General features: G+C 69.9%; 14 protein-coding genes. 13 read left to right on the plus strand and 1 reads right to left on the minus strand.

Going from position 1 to position 17,005, the window contains the following annotated elements:
• Positions 1-3: 3 nt before the first annotated feature.
• From murF to AB0I54_RS18535, 13 genes are all read left to right on the plus strand, one after another.
• Positions 4-1,410, plus strand: coding sequence for a UDP-N-acetylmuramoyl-tripeptide--D-alanyl-D-alanine ligase (gene murF, locus AB0I54_RS18475; protein WP_363297048.1), 1,407 nt, complete (start codon positions 4-6; stop codon positions 1,408-1,410).
• Positions 1,410-2,480 (plus strand): phospho-N-acetylmuramoyl-pentapeptide-transferase, encoded by a 1,071-nt coding sequence (mraY, locus tag AB0I54_RS18480; RefSeq protein WP_263216381.1) that lies wholly within the window; start codon positions 1,410-1,412, stop codon positions 2,478-2,480. Before murF ends, mraY begins: the two co-directional genes overlap by 1 nt.
• Positions 2,462-3,928: a UDP-N-acetylmuramoyl-L-alanine--D-glutamate ligase gene (murD, locus tag AB0I54_RS18485; protein ID WP_363297049.1), complete on the plus strand. Its 1,467-nt coding sequence runs from the start codon at positions 2,462-2,464 to the stop codon at positions 3,926-3,928. Before mraY ends, murD begins: the two co-directional genes overlap by 19 nt.
• An 85-nt stretch (positions 3,929-4,013) precedes the next feature.
• A complete protein-coding gene (gene ftsW / locus AB0I54_RS18490) occupies positions 4,014-5,366 on the plus strand; it encodes a putative lipid II flippase FtsW (protein ID WP_363297050.1) in 1,353 nt (450 codons plus the stop codon).
• Positions 5,367-5,372: 6 nt separating this feature from the next.
• Positions 5,373-6,464: an undecaprenyldiphospho-muramoylpentapeptide beta-N-acetylglucosaminyltransferase gene (gene murG, locus AB0I54_RS18495; protein ID WP_363297051.1), complete on the plus strand. Its 1,092-nt coding sequence runs from the start codon at positions 5,373-5,375 to the stop codon at positions 6,462-6,464.
• Between the two features lie 48 nt (positions 6,465-6,512).
• Positions 6,513-7,307, plus strand: coding sequence for an FtsQ-type POTRA domain-containing protein (locus AB0I54_RS18500; protein WP_363297052.1), 795 nt, complete (start codon positions 6,513-6,515; stop codon positions 7,305-7,307).
• Positions 7,308-7,586: 279 nt separating this feature from the next.
• Positions 7,587-8,786: a cell division protein FtsZ gene (gene ftsZ / locus AB0I54_RS18505; protein WP_363297053.1), complete on the plus strand. Its 1,200-nt coding sequence runs from the start codon at positions 7,587-7,589 to the stop codon at positions 8,784-8,786.
• The gene (pgeF, locus tag AB0I54_RS18510) at positions 8,783-9,514 is read left to right on the plus strand and encodes a peptidoglycan editing factor PgeF (protein WP_363297054.1); all 732 of its coding nucleotides are present in this window, start codon (positions 8,783-8,785) and stop codon (positions 9,512-9,514) included. Before ftsZ ends, pgeF begins: the two co-directional genes overlap by 4 nt.
• Positions 9,515-9,520: 6 nt before the next feature.
• A complete protein-coding gene (locus AB0I54_RS18515) occupies positions 9,521-10,240 on the plus strand; it encodes a YggS family pyridoxal phosphate-dependent enzyme (RefSeq protein WP_363297055.1) in 720 nt (239 codons plus the stop codon).
• Between the two features lie 127 nt (positions 10,241-10,367).
• Positions 10,368-11,009: a cell division protein SepF gene (gene sepF, locus AB0I54_RS18520; RefSeq protein ID WP_363297056.1), complete on the plus strand. Its 642-nt coding sequence runs from the start codon at positions 10,368-10,370 to the stop codon at positions 11,007-11,009.
• Positions 11,010-11,059: 50 nt separating this feature from the next.
• Positions 11,060-11,344, plus strand: a complete 285-nt coding sequence (locus tag AB0I54_RS18525; RefSeq protein ID WP_263207749.1) for a YggT family protein — start codon at positions 11,060-11,062, stop codon at positions 11,342-11,344.
• Positions 11,345-11,396: 52 nt separating this feature from the next.
• On the plus strand, positions 11,397-12,569 hold the full coding sequence (locus AB0I54_RS18530; RefSeq protein ID WP_363297057.1) for a DivIVA domain-containing protein: 1,173 nt from the start codon (positions 11,397-11,399) through the stop codon (positions 12,567-12,569).
• 134 nt (positions 12,570-12,703) lie between these two features.
• The gene (locus tag AB0I54_RS18535; RefSeq protein ID WP_363297058.1) at positions 12,704-13,216 is read left to right on the plus strand and encodes a hypothetical protein; all 513 of its coding nucleotides are present in this window, start codon (positions 12,704-12,706) and stop codon (positions 13,214-13,216) included.
• Positions 13,217-13,365: 149 nt separating this feature from the next.
• Here AB0I54_RS18535 and ileS read toward each other — a convergent pair whose 3' ends face one another.
• Positions 13,366-16,503, minus strand: coding sequence for an isoleucine--tRNA ligase (gene ileS, locus AB0I54_RS18540; protein WP_363297059.1), 3,138 nt, complete (start codon positions 16,501-16,503; stop codon positions 13,366-13,368).
• Positions 16,504-17,005: the final 502 nt, after the last annotated feature.

The following is a 17,005-nucleotide window of genomic DNA, read 5'->3' on the forward strand; positions in this document are numbered from 1 at the left end:
CTTGTGATCGCCCTCTCCCTCGCCGAGATCGCAGCAGTCGTCGGCGGGCAGACGCACGACATACCGGATCCGTCCGTCCAGGTCACCGGACCGGTCGTCCGGGACTCCCGCGAGGTGGTGCCCGGCAGCCTCTTCGTCGCCTTCGCCGGCGAACGCGTGGACGGCCACGACTTCGCGGCGGCCGTCGTCGAGGCGGGCGCGGTCGCCGTACTGGCGACGCGCCCCGTCGGCGTGCCCGCGATCGTCGTCGACGACGTCCAGCGCGCCCTCGGCGCCCTGGCCCGGCATGTCGTCGGCCGCCTCGGCGCGACCCTCGTGGCCCTCACCGGCTCGGCGGGCAAGACCAGCACCAAGGACCTCGTCGCCCAGGTGCTGCGCAGCAAGGCGCCGACCGTCTTCACCCCCGGCTCCCTCAACAACGAGATCGGGCTGCCGCTGACCGCCCTCAGCGCCACCGAGGAGACGAAGTTCCTCGTGCTGGAGATGGGCGCCCGCGGCCTCGGCCACATCCGTCACCTCACCGAGCTGACCCCGCCGAGGATCGGCCTGGTGCTCAACGTGGGCACCGCGCACATCGGCGAGTTCGGCGGCCGCGAGCAGATCGCCCTGACGAAGGGCGAGCTCGTGGAGGCGCTTCCCGAGGACGGAGCGGCGATCCTCAACGCCGACGATCCGTTGGTCCGGGCCATGGCCTCCCGTACCAAGGCGAAGGTGATCCTTTTCGGAGAGTCGGCCGAAGCGGACGTACGCGCCGAGAACGTACGACTCACGGACAGCGGACAGCCCTCCTTCAGGCTTCACACACCCTCCGGTGCAAGCGATGTGACCATGCGCCTGTACGGTGAGCACCACGTGTCGAACGCGCTCGCCGCGGCCGCCGTCGCCCATGAGCTGGGCATGTCCGCGGAAGAGATCGCCACCGCGCTCTCCGAGGCGGGCACCCTCTCCCGCTGGCGGATGGAGGTCACCGAGCGCCCGGACGGCGTGACCATCGTCAACGACGCCTACAACGCCAATCCCGAGTCCATGCGAGCCGCTCTGCGCGCGCTCGCGGCCATGGGCAAGGGGCGGCGGACCTGGGCGGTGCTCGGCAAGATGGCCGAGCTCGGGGACGAGGCGCTCGCCGAGCACGACGCGGTCGGACGGCTCGCCGTCCGGCTCAACGTCAGCAAGCTCGTCGCGGTCGGGGACAGGGAAGCGTCCTGGCTGCAACTGGGCGCATATAACGAGGGTTCGTGGGGTGAGGAGTCGGTGCACGTGTCCGACGCACAGGCGGCGGTCGACCTGTTGCGCAGCGAGTTGCGCCCGGGGGACGTCGTACTCGTGAAGGCGTCCCGTTCGGTGGGTCTGGAGAGCGTTGCCCAGGCGCTGCTCGAGTCCGGTGCCGAGGGTGAGGTTGCCGCCCGATGATGAAGCAGATCCTGTTCGCGGGTGTCATTGGTCTGTTCCTCACCCTGATCGGCACCCCGCTGCTGATCAAGCTCCTCGCGCGCAAGGGCTACGGCCAGTACATCCGCGACGACGGCCCCCGCGAGCACGCCAGCAAGCGCGGTACGCCGACCATGGGCGGTATCGCCTTCATCCTGGCGACGATCGCCGCGTACTTCCTGTCCAAGGTGATCACCGGCTACGCGCCGACCTACTCCGGCCTCCTGGTGCTCGGCCTCATGACCGGCATGGGTCTGGTCGGCTTCCTCGACGACTACATCAAGATCGTCAAGCGGCGCTCGCTGGGTCTGCGGGCCAAGGCCAAGATGGCCGGCCAGCTGCTCGGCGGCATCGCCTTCGCCGTGCTCTCGCTCCAGTTCGCGGACGCGCGCGGCAACACCCCGGCCTCCACCAAGCTGTCGTTCATCACCGACTTCGGCTGGACCATCGGCCCGGTGCTGTTCGTGGTCTGGGCGCTGTTCATGATCCTGGCGATGTCGAACGGCGTGAACCTCACCGACGGTCTGGACGGTCTCGCCACCGGCGCCTCCGTGCTGGTCTTCGGCGCCTACACCTTCATCGGCGTCTGGCAGTTCCAGGAGTCCTGCGCCAACGCGGGGACCCTGACCAACCCCAACGCCTGCTACGAGGTGCGCGACCCGCTCGACCTCGCGGTCGTCTCCTCCGCGCTGATGGGCGCCTGCCTCGGCTTCCTGTGGTGGAACACTTCGCCCGCCAAGATCTTCATGGGTGACACCGGTTCGCTCGCGCTCGGCGGTGTGCTCGCGGGTCTCGCCATCTGCTCCCGCACCGAGCTGCTGATCGCCATCCTCGGTGGCCTGTTCGTCCTGATCACCATGTCGGTCGTCATCCAGGTCGGCTCCTTCAAGCTCACCGGCAAGCGCGTCTTCCGGATGGCACCACTCCAGCACCACTTCGAACTCAAAGGCTGGTCCGAAGTCCTCGTAGTGGTCCGATTCTGGATCATTCAGGGCATCTGTGTCATCGTCGGACTGGGCCTCTTCTACGCGGGATGGGCAGCGGACAAGTGACCTCATCGGTGTCCTCGGCGGCTTCGGCGTCTTCCGGCGCGTTCGAATTCCGGGGCAAGCACGTCACCGTCGCCGGGCTCGGCGTCTCCGGCGTCCCGGCGGCCAAGGTGCTGCACGGGCTCGGCGCCCTCGTCACGGTCGTCAACGACGGCGACGACGAGCGTGCCCGCGCCCAGGCGGCCGACCTGGAGGCGCTCGGCATCACCGTGCGCCTCGGCGACGGCGCGACCCTGCCCGAGGGCACCGAGCTCATCGTCACCGCACCCGGCTGGCAGCCGGACAAGCCGCTGTTCACGGCGGCGGCCGAGGCGGGCGTGCCGATCTGGGGCGACGTCGAGCTGGCCTGGCGGCTCCGCGGCCCGGACGCCGCCCCCTGGCTGGCCGTCACCGGCACCAACGGCAAGACCACGACCGTCCAGATGCTCGCCTCCATCCTGGCGGCGGCGGGCCTGCGCACGGCCGCCGTCGGCAACATCGGCGTCTCGCTCCTCGACGCCGTCCTCGGCGAGGAGGAGTACGACGTCCTGGCCGTCGAGCTCTCCAGCTACCAGCTCCACTGGGCGCCGTCGCTGCGCGCCCACTCGGCCGCCGTACTGAACCTGGCGCCCGATCACCTCGACTGGCACGGCTCCATGGAGGCGTACGCCGCCGACAAGGGCCGTATCTACGAGGGGAATCGGGTCGCCTGCGTCTACAACGTGGCCGACAAGCTCACCGAGGACCTGGTGCGCGAGGCGGACGTCGAGGAGGGCTGCCGGGCCGTCGGCTTCACCCTCGGCACCCCGGGACCCTCCCAACTCGGTGTCGTGGACGGCATCCTGGTCGACCGCGCCTTCGTCGAGAACCGCCACAAGAACGCGCAGGAGCTGGCGGAGGTCTCCGACGTCAACCCGCCCGCCCCGCACAACATCGCCAACGCCCTTGCCGCGGCGGGCCTCGCCCGTGCCTTCGGGGTGCCCGCCACGGCCGTACGGGACGGGCTGCGGGCCTTCAGGCCGGACGCGCACCGCATCGCGCACGTGGCCGACGTGGACGGGGTCGCGTACATCGACGACTCCAAGGCCACCAACACGCATGCCGCGGAAGCCTCGTTGGCGGCATATGAGTCGATCGTATGGATTGCGGGCGGTCTGGCGAAGGGCGCGACCTTCGACGAGCTGGTCGCCAAGTCGGCGAAGCGGCTTCGCGGCGCCGTCCTCATCGGCGCCGACCGCGCCCTGATCCGCGACGCCCTCGCGCGACACGCCCCGGAAGTACCCGTCGTCGACCTCGACCGGACCGACACTGGGGCGATGCTCCAGGCGGTCCAGGAGGCGAAGCGGCTCGCGCGGCCCGGCGACACGGTGCTCCTCGCCCCGGCCTGCGCCTCCATGGACATGTTCACCAACTACAACAAGCGCGGTGACGCGTTCGCGGAGGCGGTTCGCGAACTCGGCGCGGGCGCCTGACGGCGGGTCTCGGCCACAGCGGGTGCTTCGGGACCCTGGGAGGGACGCGTGACTCGCATGTGGATCGGGCCGGGAGGAGCCGGGGATGTCCGGTAGTCGTACGGGGCGTCCGCCGGTCCGGCGGACCGCCGGACGGCCCACGGCCCCCCGCGTCCCGCGTGAGAACCCCGTACGACGGCTCTACACGCGCGCGCGAAAGGCCTGGGACCGGCCGCTGACCGCGTACTACCTGATCCTCGGCGGCAGCCTGCTGATCACAGTGCTCGGCCTGGTGATGGTCTACTCGGCCTCCCAGATCACCGCGCTCCAGCTGGCGCTGCCGGGCTCGTACTTCTTCCGCAAGCAGTTCCTGGCCGCCGTCATCGGCGGCGGTCTGATGTTCGCCGCCTCCCGCATGCCGGTGAAACTGCACCGGGCGCTGGCCTACCCGATCCTCGCCGGCGCCGTGTTCCTGATGGTCCTGGTGCAGGTGCCGGGGATAGGGATGGCGGTCAACGGCAACCAGAACTGGATCTCCCTCGGCGGCTCCTTCCAGATCCAGCCGAGCGAGTTCGGCAAGCTGGCGCTGGTGCTGTGGGGCGCGGACCTGATCGCGCGCAAGCAGGAGAAGAAGCTGCTGACCCAGTGGAAGCACATGCTGGTGCCGCTGGTCCCGGTCGCCTTCCTGCTGCTCGGGCTGATCATGCTCGGCGGCGACATGGGCACGGCGATCATCCTCACCGCGATCCTGTTCGGGCTGCTGTGGCTGGCGGGAGCGCCCACCCGGCTGTTCGTCGGCGTGCTCTCGGTCGCCTCCGCGATCGGTGTGATCCTGATCAAGACCAGCCCCAACCGCATGGCCCGGCTCGCCTGCATCGGCGCCACCGAGCCGCGCTCCGGGGTCACCGACTGCTGGCAGGCCGTGCACGGCATCTACGCCCTCGCCTCCGGCGGGCTCTTCGGCTCCGGCCTCGGCGCGAGCGTGGAAAAATGGGGCCAACTACCCGAAGCCCACACCGACTTCATCTTCGCCGTCACCGGTGAGGAACTGGGCCTCGCCGGGACGCTGTCGGTACTGGCCCTCTTCGCGGCTCTAGGCTATGCGGGTATCCGCGTGGCCGGACGCACGGAGGACCCCTTCGTGAGGTACGCCGCGGGAGGCGTGACCACCTGGATCACCGCGCAGGCAGTGATCAACATCGGTGCGGTGCTCGGTCTGCTGCCGATCGCCGGCGTCCCTCTCCCGCTGTTCTCCTACGGAGGTTCCGCCCTGCTGCCGACCATGTTCGCCATCGGGCTGCTGGTCGCCTTCGCGCGCGACGAGCCCGCCGCGCGGGCGGCACTTGCCATGCGGCAACCTCGGTTTGGTAGAAAGCGGGCCGGGGGTACTCCGGGACCCCGGAGATGGAACACGATGCGACGGCGTGCCTCTGCGGCGCGCTCGTCCGGAGAGCGGTGAATTTCGGTGCATGTCGTACTCGCCGGTGGGGGGACCGCCGGCCACATCGAGCCCGCGCTCGCCCTCGCGGACGCCCTGCGCAGGCAGGACCCCACCGTGGGGATCACGGCCCTGGGCACTGAGCGCGGCCTGGAGACCAGGCTCGTGCCCGAGCGCGGCTACGAGCTCGCGCTGATTCCTGCGGTGCCGCTGCCGCGCAAGCCGACGCCGGAGCTGATCACCGTCCCGGGCCGGCTGCGCGGCACGATCAAGGCGACCGAGCAGATCCTGGAGCGCACCAAGGCCGACTGCGTGGTCGGCTTCGGCGGCTACGTGGCCCTGCCCGGCTATCTCGCCGCCAAGCGCCTCGGTGTGCCGATCGTGATCCACGAGGCCAACGCCCGGCCCGGACTCGCCAACAAGATCGGCTCCCGGTACGCGGCCCAGGTCGCCGTCTCCACGCCGGACAGCAAGTTGCGCAACGCGCGCTACATCGGCATCCCGCTGCGCCGCTCCATCGCCACGCTGGACCGCGCGGCCATGCGTCCCGAGGCCCGCGCCCGCTTCGGCCTGGACCCGAACCTGCCCACGCTGCTCGTCTCCGGCGGCTCGCAGGGCGCCCGCCGCCTCAACGAGGTGGTCCAGCAGGTCGCTCCCTGGCTCCAGCAGGCCGGCATCCAGATCCTGCACGCGGTCGGCCCGAAGAACGAACTGCCGCACGTGCAGCAGATGCCGGGGATGCCCCCCTACATCCCGGTAAGTTATCTGGACCGGATGGACCTCGCGTACGCCGCGGCCGACATGATGCTCTGCCGCGCCGGCGCGATGACCGTCGCCGAGCTCTCCGCCGTCGGACTCCCGGCCGCCTATGTCCCGCTGCCCATCGGCAACGGCGAACAGCGGCTCAACGCCCAGCCGGTGGTCAAGGCCGGAGGCGGACTGCTGGTCGACGACGCGGAGCTGACCCCCGAGTGGGTCCAGCAGAACGTCCTGCCCGTGCTCGCCGATCCGCACCGGTTGTACGAGATGTCCCGCGCCGCCGGTGAGTTCGGCCGCCGGGACGCCGACGACCTGCTCGTCGGCATGGTGTACGAGGCGATCGCCTCGCACCGCCGCTAGTCCGAAGGGGCGCCCCGGAGGGCAATCGAGCCGTGAAGGAGCGCGCGCGTGGCCGGACCGACCACCACCGAGCGTGGTGACCGCCAGCAGGAGTCGTCCGGCCCGCCGCTCGTCCGACGGTTGAAGAATCCCCGCGTTCGTACGATCGTCATCCTGGCGGTCGTCGTCGGGCTCCTCGGTGCCGGTTCCGTCTGGCTGTTGTACGGCTCGCAGTGGCTGCGCGTGCACCATGTGTCGGTCTCCGGGACCCGTGTCCTGACGCCCGCACAGGTGCGCGAGGCCGCCGATGTGCCGGTCGGGGAGCCGCTGATTTCGGTCGACACCGATGCGATCGGGGCCCGACTCCGCAAGAAATTGCCCCGAATTGACACGGTTGATGTGGTCCGTTCCTGGCCCGGGGGAATCGGGCTGAAAGTGACCGAGCGTACCGCGGTCCTCCTTGTCCAAAAGGCCGGAAAGTTTGTCGAAGTGGACGACGAAGGTGTCCGTTTCGCCACGGTTTCACAGGCGCCGAAAGGCGTTCCGACGCTGGAATTGAAGGCACCTCGCCGGGGTTCGGCCACCGCGAGCCTGCGGCGCTTCGGGCCGGACCGGCTCGTGCGGGAGGCGGTCCGGGTCGCCGGCGACATTCCGGCCGCCGTCGCGCACGACACGAGAGCCGTCAAGGTCCGTTCCTACGACGACATCTCGCTGGAGTTGACCGGCGGCCGCACGGTCGCCTGGGGCAGCTCCGAGAGCGGCCGCGCCAAGGCCCGCACCCTCACCGCACTGATGAAAGCTTCGCCCGGCGCACGGCACTTCGATGTCAGTGTTCCCACCGCCCCTGCGTCAGCGGGGAGTTGACGCACATCAGCGCAGGCCAGCACCCTGGTTGGGCACCGCTATGCCTGATCACATAGGGTGAAAAGAAAAACGGGAGGTTCGGCGTGTTCGTTGAACGTGCGCCACTTGTCGACTTAGTGTCCTGTTCAGAAGACTCCAAGGAACGGAAACACTGGTAACCCTAAACTTCAGCGTTAGGGTTCGGGTCGGCGCTCGGACCGTCCCATTCGGCATCAGTCGGCGGAGCGCGGCGGACCCGCGAGACGACGGCAACGTAATTCGAGGCGAGAGGCCTTCGACGTGGCAGCACCGCAGAACTACCTCGCAGTCATCAAGGTCATCGGTGTCGGCGGCGGTGGTGTCAATGCCATCAACCGGATGATCGAGGTCGGTCTCAAGGGTGTCGAGTTCATCGCCATCAACACCGACGCGCAGGCGCTGTTGATGAGCGACGCCGACGTCAAGCTCGACGTCGGCCGCGAACTGACGCGCGGACTCGGAGCCGGAGCCAACCCGGCCGTCGGCCGCAAGGCCGCCGAGGACCACCGCGAGGAGATCGAGGAGGTCCTCAAGGGGGCCGACATGGTCTTCGTGACGGCCGGTGAAGGCGGCGGCACCGGCACCGGCGGCGCGCCCGTCGTGGCCAACATCGCGCGCTCCCTGGGTGCCCTCACCATCGGCGTGGTCACGCGCCCGTTCACCTTCGAGGGACGGCGCCGGGCGAACCAGGCCGAGGACGGCATCGCCGAGCTCCGCGAAGAGGTCGACACCCTCATCGTCATCCCGAACGACCGGCTGCTGTCCATCTCGGACCGCCAGGTCTCGGTGCTCGACGCCTTCAAGTCGGCCGACCAGGTTCTGCTCTCCGGTGTCCAGGGCATCACCGACCTCATCACCACCCCCGGCCTGATCAACCTCGACTTCGCCGACGTCAAGTCGGTCATGTCCGAGGCCGGCTCCGCCCTCATGGGCATCGGCTCGGCCCGCGGCGACGACCGTGCGGTGGCCGCGGCCGAGATGGCGATCTCCTCTCCGCTGCTCGAAGCTTCCATCGATGGCGCGCGGGGCGTGCTGCTGTCCATCTCCGGTGGCTCCGACCTCGGTCTGTTCGAGATCAACGAGGCCGCCCAGCTGGTCAGCGAGGCCGCCCACCCCGAGGCCAACATCATCTTCGGCGCGGTCATCGACGACGCCCTCGGCGACGAGGTCCGGGTCACCGTGATCGCGGCCGGCTTCGACGGCGGCCAGCCGCCGGCCCGCCGGGACAACGTCCTCGGCTCGGCCTCGGCCTCCGCCCGTCGTGACGAGCCCGCTCCGGTGCGGCAGCCGGAGAGCCGCCCGTCCTTCGGTTCGCTCGGCAGCGTGACCCCGAAGGAGGAGCCGGAGCCCGTTCCCGCCCCGGTGAACGAGACCCCGGCCGTCCCGCCGATCACCCCGGCGCCGCGGACCTACGCAGACAGCGCGGCCGAGGAACTGGACGTGCCGGACTTCCTGAAGTGATAGGACAGCGCGACACCGTGAACGGCGCGCACTTCGCCTTCACCGACAGGTGGGGCGGGGTGAGCGCCGTTCCGTACGAAGAGCTCAACCTCGGCGGCGCGGTCGGCGACGACCCCGCCGCCGTCCGGGCCAACCGCGAACTCGCGGCCGAGTCCCTGGGGGTCGACCCGGGCCGAGTGGTCTGGATGAAGCAGGTGCACGGCGCCGACGTGGTCGTGGTGGACGGACCTTGGGACCCCGCCGCCGAGATCCCCTCGGTCGACGCGGTCGTCACCGCCCGCCGCGGACTCGCCCTGGCCGTGCTCACCGCCGACTGTGTGCCGGTGCTGCTCGCCGATCCGGTCGCCAAGATCGCCGCCGCGGCCCACGCGGGCCGTCCCGGGATGGTGGCCGGGGTCGTCCCCGCCGCCGTACGGGCCATGGTGGAGCTCGGCGCCGAGCCGTCCCGGATCGTCGCCCGCACCGGGCCCGCCGTCTGCGGCCGGTGCTACGAAGTGCCGGAGGCGATGCGCGCCGAGGTCGCCGCCGTCGAACCGACGGCGCACTCGGAGACGAGCTGGGGCACACCGGCGGTCGATGTGAGCGCCGGAGTGCACGCGCAGCTCGAACGGCTCGGGGTGCACGACCGGGAGCAGTCGCCGGTGTGCACGCTCGAGTCGGGCGACCACTTCTCGTACCGACGCGACCGCACCACCGGACGGCTCGCGGGCTATGTGTGGCTGGACTGATGGGGCATGACGGACCGTAAGACTGAACTCGCCCGAAACCTGGCGAAGGTGGAGGAACGCATCGCCGCCGCGTGCGCGGCCGCCGGGCGCAAGCGGGAAGAGGTGACCCTGATCGTGGTCACCAAGACCTATCCGGCGAGCGATGTACGAATGCTGTCGGAACTCGGTGTGCGTCACGTGGCCGAGAACCGCGACCAGGACGCGGCCCCCAAGGCCGCCGCCTGTTCGGATCTGTCCCTTAATTGGCACTTTGTCGGCCAATTGCAGACCAACAAGGTGCGATCCGTGGTCGGTTACGCGGATGTCGTGCAGTCCGTCGACCGTTCCCGACTTGTCACGGCTCTGTCGAACGAGGCCGAGCGGGCCGGACGCGAGGTCGGGTGCCTCATCCAGGTCGCGCTGGACGCGGGCGCGGCCGGCCGGGGCGAGCGCGGTGGCGTGGCACCCGGCGGAATCGAAGAGTTGGCCGACCTGGTCGCCCGTGCTCCGGGGCTGCGGCTCGACGGACTGATGACCGTCGCTCCGCTCACCGGCGAATACGCGGGACGTCAACAGGCTGCGTTCGAGCGGTTGATGGATTTGTCGACTGACCTGCGCCGGATCCATCCGGCTGCGAACATGGTCTCTGCAGGGATGAGTGCGGACCTCGAGGAGGCCGTGGCGGCCGGGGCGACACATGTGCGCGTCGGTACCGCGGTACTCGGAGTCCGCCCCAGCCTCGGGTAACGTCGCCAGGAAGTCGGACCACAGCAGAAAATATGGTCAATGCCGCCGAAGGCGGGCACAACGACCTCGTGGATCGCGGGACTTGGCAGTCGTCAGCCGATCCACCACAGAGCGGAGGACTCAGAGCATGGCCGGCGCGATGCGCAAGATGGCGGTCTACCTCGGCCTCGTGGAGGACGATGGGTACGACGGCCGCGGATTCGACCCCGACGACGACTTCGAGCCCGAACTGGACCCGGAGCCCGAGCGGGACCACCGGCGGCACGAGCCGTCACATCAGTCACACGCCGCACATCAGTCCCAAAGGGACGAAGCGGTGCGAGTGGTGCAGCCGCCCGCGCAACGCGAACCGGTGTCCCACGCCGCTTCGCTGCCTGCGGATTCCGGGCGCCCCGCGCGGATCGCGCCCGTGGCGTCCATCACACAAGAACGTCAGTCCCTGGAGAAGAACGCACCGGTGATCATGCCCAAGGTCGTGTCGGAACGAGAGCCGTACCGGATCACCACACTGCACCCCCGGACCTACAACGAGGCCCGTACCATCGGGGAACACTTCCGTGAGGGCACCCCGGTGATCATGAATCTGACTGAGATGGACGACACAGACGCGAAGCGACTTGTCGACTTTGCGGCTGGTTTGGTGTTTGGTCTTCACGGCAGCATCGAGCGGGTGACGCAGAAGGTGTTCCTGTTGTCGCCTGCTAACGTCGATGTCACGGCGGAGGACAAGGCCCGCATCGCAGAGGGCGGGTTCTTCAACCAGAGCTGAGACGCAGACCGGTCGAACGCACGGAAACAGGGGAGAGGGAAGCACGGACCATGAGCGTGTTCCTGGACGTGATCTACATCGCGCTGATGTGCTTCCTCATCGTGCTGATCTTCCGGTTGGTCATGGACTATGTCTTCCAGTTCGCCCGCTCATGGCAACCCGGCAAGGCGATGGTGGTCGTTCTGGAGGCCACCTACACTGTCACCGATCCACCGCTCAAGCTTCTGCGGCGGTTCATTCCGCCGCTGCGTCTCGGGGGCGTGGCGCTCGACCTGTCCTTCTTCGTACTGATGATCATCGTCTACATCCTGATCTCGATCGTGAGCCGGCTGTGAGCGATGTGAACTACCGTCTTGCCGATGCCGACGACTACGTTGAGGTGAAGAGATGCCGTTGACCCCCGAGGACGTGCGGAACAAGCAGTTCACGACCGTCCGCCTCCGAGAAGGCTATGACGAGGACGAGGTCGATGCCTTCCTCGACGAGGTCGAAGCCGAGCTGACCCGACTGCTTCGCGAGAACGAGGACCTGCGCGCCAAACTGGCCGCGGCGACGCGTGCTGCTGCCCAGAACCAGCAGAACATGCGCAAGCCTCCGGAGCAGGACGGACCTCCCGGCATGCCTCAGCAGGGGATGCGAGGTCCCGGCGCTCCGGTGCCCGCCGGCATATCGGGCCCGCCGCAGCAGCAGATGGGTGGCCCCATGGGAGGCCCGCCCCAGCTGCCCAGCGGTGCTCCGCAGCTGCCGGCCGGTCCCAGTGGCCAGGGCGGTCCGCAGGGTCCCGGTCCGATGGGCCAGGGTCCGATGGGCCAGGGCCCCGGCATGGGTCAGGGTATGGGCCAGGGCATGGGCCAGGGCATGGGCCAGGGGCCCATGGGTGGTCAGCCCCCGATGCAGCAGATGGGCGGCCCGATGGGCGGCCCCATGGGCGGCCCGATGGGCGGCCCCGGTCAGGGCCCCGGTGGCGACAGCGCCGCCCGTGTCCTCTCGCTGGCCCAGCAGACCGCCGACCAGGCGATCGCCGAGGCCCGCTCCGAGGCGAACAAGATCGTCGGCGAGGCCCGCAGCCGCGCCGAGGGTCTGGAGCGTGACGCCCGTGCCAAGGCCGACGCCCTGGAGCGGGACGCGCAGGAGAAGCACCGCGTCGCGATGGGCTCCCTGGAGTCCGCCCGCGCCACGCTGGAGCGCAAGGTCGAGGACCTGCGTGGCTTCGAGCGCGAGTACCGCACGCGCCTGAAGTCGTACCTGGAGTCGCAGCTGCGCCAGCTGGAGACCCAGGCCGACGACTCGCTCGCCCCGCCGCGTACCCCGGCCGCGGCCTCCCTGCCGCCGTCCCCGGCGCCTTCCATGGCTCCGGCCGGCGCGAGTGCCCCGTCCTACGGCGGCAACCAGCCCATGGGTGGTCCCCCGGCGCCTCCTGCCCCGTCCTACGGCGGCCAGCAGCAGATGTCCCCGGCGATGACCCAGCCGATGGCTCCCGTCCGTCCGCAGGGCCCGGGCCCGATGGGCCAGGCTCCCTCGCCGATGCGTGGGTTCCTGATCGACGAGGACGACAACTGACGGCCGGCACGGTCAGTAGTACGCCTTAGGCGTCGGCGGCGTTCAACAGGGCGGGGCCCCGGATTTCGATCCGGGGCCCCGCCCTGTTTACGCGTGTTGACGGTGATGTCGGTGGGGGTTGTAGCGTGCGCACCGTGGACGATCAGGAGTTCGCCGGGTACCGGCAGGCCGACGCCGAGACGTTGCGGCGCTGGGAGGCGTGGGCGAGCGAGGCCCGTACGCAGTTGGCGGCGGCGGGGCTGCCCGTGGAACCGCACGGACTGGACCCGGCCGTGGGAGCCGGCGCCGTCGTGGAGGTCGACCCGGGAGCGGACGAGGCGGGCGGGGTCTACGTCAGTTGGCGCCCGGCACCGGTGCTGCGCGTGGCCGCGATGCGCTGTGCCGTGGAGCAGCGGCCCGAGGACCCGGTGCTCGGGCACATAGGTGCGATCGACTCGGCGATGACGGAGGCGATCCGCGCCGTCCTCACCGCGGGCGGCTTCGACATCGGTGACAGCCCGAACGATTTTGCGGAGGGCGCGGTGTATGTGATCGGCCCTCCACGTCGGCGACTGCTGGAGTCGCTGGGCCTGGAGGCACCGTGCTGCGGGGGAGTGCTCGGCGTGGGGCGGGGTTCGGCTCCGGTGGGAGGGCCGGTTCCCAGGTAGGGGTGTGGCTCAGGGCTCGCGTGGGATCGCCGGGTCAGTGGTCGGTGAAGGCCCGAACGATTTTGCGTGCACCGTGCCGTGGGGGGGTGCCCGGCATGGGTCGGGGCCCGGCTCCGGTGGGAGGACCGGGCCCCGAGTAGGCGTGTGGCTCAGGCCTTGCGCAGGCGGAAGGTGAGCGACAGGCCCTCGTCGGTGAACGGCTCGCCGTAGGTGTCGTCCGCCTCGCCCTGGGCGAAGTCGGTCGCCAGGACCTCGTCCGCGATCAGTTCGGCGTGCTCGCCCAGGGCCGCGATGACCGCCGGGTCCGTGGACGTCCAGCGCAGCGCGATGCGGTCGGCCACGTCGAGGCCGCTGTTCTTGCGGGCCTCCTGGATCAGCCGGATCGCGTCACGGGCGAGGCCCGCCTGCCGCAGCTCCTCGGTGATCTCCAGGTCGAGGGCGACCGTGGCGCCGGAGTCGGAGGCGACCGACCAGCCCTCGCGCGGGGTCTCCGTGATGATCACCTCGTCGGGGGCGAGGGTGACCGTCTCCCCGTCGACCTCCACCGACGCCGTGCCCTCGCGCAGGGCGAGGGACAGCGCCGCCGCGTCGGCGTTCGCGACGGCCTTGGCCACGTCCTGGACCCGCTTGCCGAAGCGCTTGCCCAGGGTCCGGAAGTTCGCCTTGGCGGTGGTGTCCACCAGGGAACCGCCGACCTCGGACAGTGAGGCCAGGGAACTGACGTTCAGTTCCTCGGTGATCTGCGCGTGCAGCTCCGGGTCGAGGGACTCGAAGCCCGCGACCGCCACCAGGGCACGGGACAGCGGCTGACGGGTCTTGACGCCCGACTCCGCGCGCGTGGCGCGGCCCAGCTCCACCAGGCGGCGGACCAGGACCATCTGCCTCGACAGCTCCGGGTCGATCGCGGACAGGTCCGCCTCCGGCCAGGCCGCCAGATGCACCGACTCCGGAGCGCCCGGGGTCACCGGTACCACCAGGTCCTGCCAGACCCGCTCGGTGATGAACGGGGTCAGCGGGGCCATCAGCTTGGTGACCGTCTCGACGACCTCGTGCAGGGTGCGCAGCGCGGCCTTGTCGCCCTGCCAGAAGCGGCGACGCGAGCGGCGGACGTACCAGTTCGACAGGTCGTCGACGAACGCTGACAGCAGCTTGCCGGCGCGCTGGGTGTCGTACGCCTCCAGCGCCTGCGTCACCTGGTCGGTGAGCGCGTGCAGCTCGGACAGCAGCCAGCGGTCCAGCACCGGGCGGTCGGCCGGGGCCGGATCGGCCGCGCTGGGCGCCCAGTTCGACGTACGGGCGTACAGCGCCTGGAAGGCGACCGTGTTCCAGTACGTGAGGAGCGTCTTGCGGACGACCTCCTGGATGGTGCCGTGACCGACCCGGCGGGCCGCCCACGGGGAGCCGCCGGCCGCCATGAACCAGCGCACCGCGTCCGCGCCGTGCTGGTCCATGAGCGGGATCGGCTGCAGGATGTTGCCCAGGTGCTTGGACATCTTGCGGCCGTCCTCGGCGAGGATGTGGCCCAGGCAGACCACGTTCTCGTACGACGACTTGTCGAAGACCAGCGTGCCGACGGCCATCAGCGTGTAGAACCAGCCGCGGGTCTGGTCGATCGCCTCGGAGATGAACTGCGCCGGGTAGCGGCTCTCGAACAGCTCCTTGTTCTTGTACGGGTAGCCCCACTGCGCGAACGGCATCGAACCCGAGTCGTACCAGGCGTCGATGACCTCCGGTACGCGTGTGGCCGTCTTGGCGCACTGCGGGCAGCCGAAGGTGACGCCGTCGATGAACGGGCGGTGCGGGTCGAGCTGGGACTGGTCCGTGCCGGTCAGCTCGCTGAGCTCGGCGCGGGACCCGACGACGGTGAGGTGGTCGTCCTCGCAGCGCCAGACGGGCAGCGGGGTGCCCCAGTAGCGGTTGCGGGACAGCGCCCAGTCGATGTTGTTGTTCAGCCAGTCGCCGAAGCGGCCGTGCTTGACCGTCTCCGGGTACCAGTTGGTCTTCTCGTTCTCTTCGAGGAGACGGTCCTTGACGGCCGTCGTGCGGATGTACCAGGACGGCTGCGCGTAGTACAGCAGCGCGGTGTGGCAGCGCCAGCAGTGCGGGTAGCTGTGCTCGTACGGGATGTGCTTGAAGAGCAGACCGCGCTGCTGGAGGTCGTCGGTGAGCTTTTCGTCGGCCTTCTTGAAGAAGACACCGCCGACCAGCGGGACGTCCTCCTCGAAGGTGCCGTCCGGGCGGACCGGGTTCACGACGGGCAGGCCGTACGCGCGGCAGACCCGGAGGTCGTCCTCACCGAAGGCGGGCGACTGGTGGACCAGACCCGTACCGTCCTCGGTCGTGACGTACTCGGCGTTCACCACGTAGTGGGCGGGCTCCGGGAACTCCACCAGTTCGAAGGGACGTTGATACGTCCAGCGCTCCATCTCGGCGCCCGTGAAGGTCTGGCCCGTGGACTCCCAGCCCTCGCCGAGCGCCTTCTCGACGAGCGGCTCGGCGACGACGAGCTTCTCCTCACCGTTCGTCGCGACGACGTAGGTGACCTCGGGGTGGGCGGCGACCGCCGTGTTGGAGACCAGGGTCCAGGGGGTGGTCGTCCACACCAGGAGCGCGGCCTGGCCGGCGAGCGGACCGGAGGTGAGCGGGAAACGGACGTACACGGACGGGTCGACGACCGTCTCGTAGCCCTGCGCCAGCTCGTGGTCCGACAGGCCGGTGCCGCAGCGTGGGCACCAGGGGGCGACGCGGTGGTCCTGGACCAGCAGACCCTTGTTGAAGATCTCCTTCAGCGACCACCAGACCGACTCGATGTACTCGGGGTCCATCGTGACGTAGGCGTCGTCGAGGTCGACCCAGTAGCCCATGCGGGTCGTGAGCTGGGTGAAGGCGTCGGTGTGGCGGAGCACGGAGTCACGGCACTTGGCGTTGAACTCGGCGATGCCGTACGCCTCGATGTCCTGCTTGCCGGAGAAGCCGAGCTCCTTCTCGACCGCGAGCTCCACGGGCAGGCCGTGGCAGTCCCAGCCGGCCTTGCGGGCCACGTGGTAGCCGCGCATGGTGCGGAAGCGGGGGAAGACGTCCTTGAAGACGCGCGCCTCGATGTGGTGGGCGCCGGGCATGCCGTTAGCGGTGGGCGGACCCTCGTAGAACACCCACTCGGGGCGGCCCTCGGACTGCTCCAGGCTCTTGGCGAAGATCTTCTGCTCGCGCCAGAAGTCGAGCACCGCGTGCTCAAGCGCGGGCAGGTCGACCTGGGCGGGTACCTGGCGGTACGTCGGCGCTGTCATCTGCGAGCTTCCTCCAACGGACTTGCTGCCTTCCGTCGGAGGGACGAGAGCCGTATGTGCTACGTACGCCGTGTGCGGCGCGCTCCCGCGGTACCACCCTCCTTGGCTCCCCGTGCGCCGTATGCGCCGGTGAGCCCCCTCATTGGGGTCGCGATGCCGGTTCTACCGGCCCCTGGGTCTGCGCTGGGGCTTTCTTCCGGCGGCTCCGGGGTGATCTTCACGTCGCGCTCGCCCCCGGGCTTCCACCGTCCCCGGGTCGCTCTGGGCTGCGTACGTCGCTACTCGTCCCCATCCACGCTTTTCGCTCCGCCCAGTGTACGGCGCCGCGCGGACAGCGGCCGACCGGATTTCCAGCTCCGGGGCCGGGAGGCCCTGCCGGGGCGCCGGTCAGGCCTCCCGGCCGGCGGCGAGTTGACCCGAATGGCGAGGCGCGCGTGTTCGGATCCCGGTATGCCCGGCTCGGCGGATTACCTGGCGGGGAGCTGGGCACAACGCATGCAGA

It is taken from the genome of Streptomyces sp. NPDC050625, from assembly GCF_040654755.1.
GTDB lineage: Bacteria > Actinomycetota > Actinomycetes > Streptomycetales > Streptomycetaceae > Streptomyces.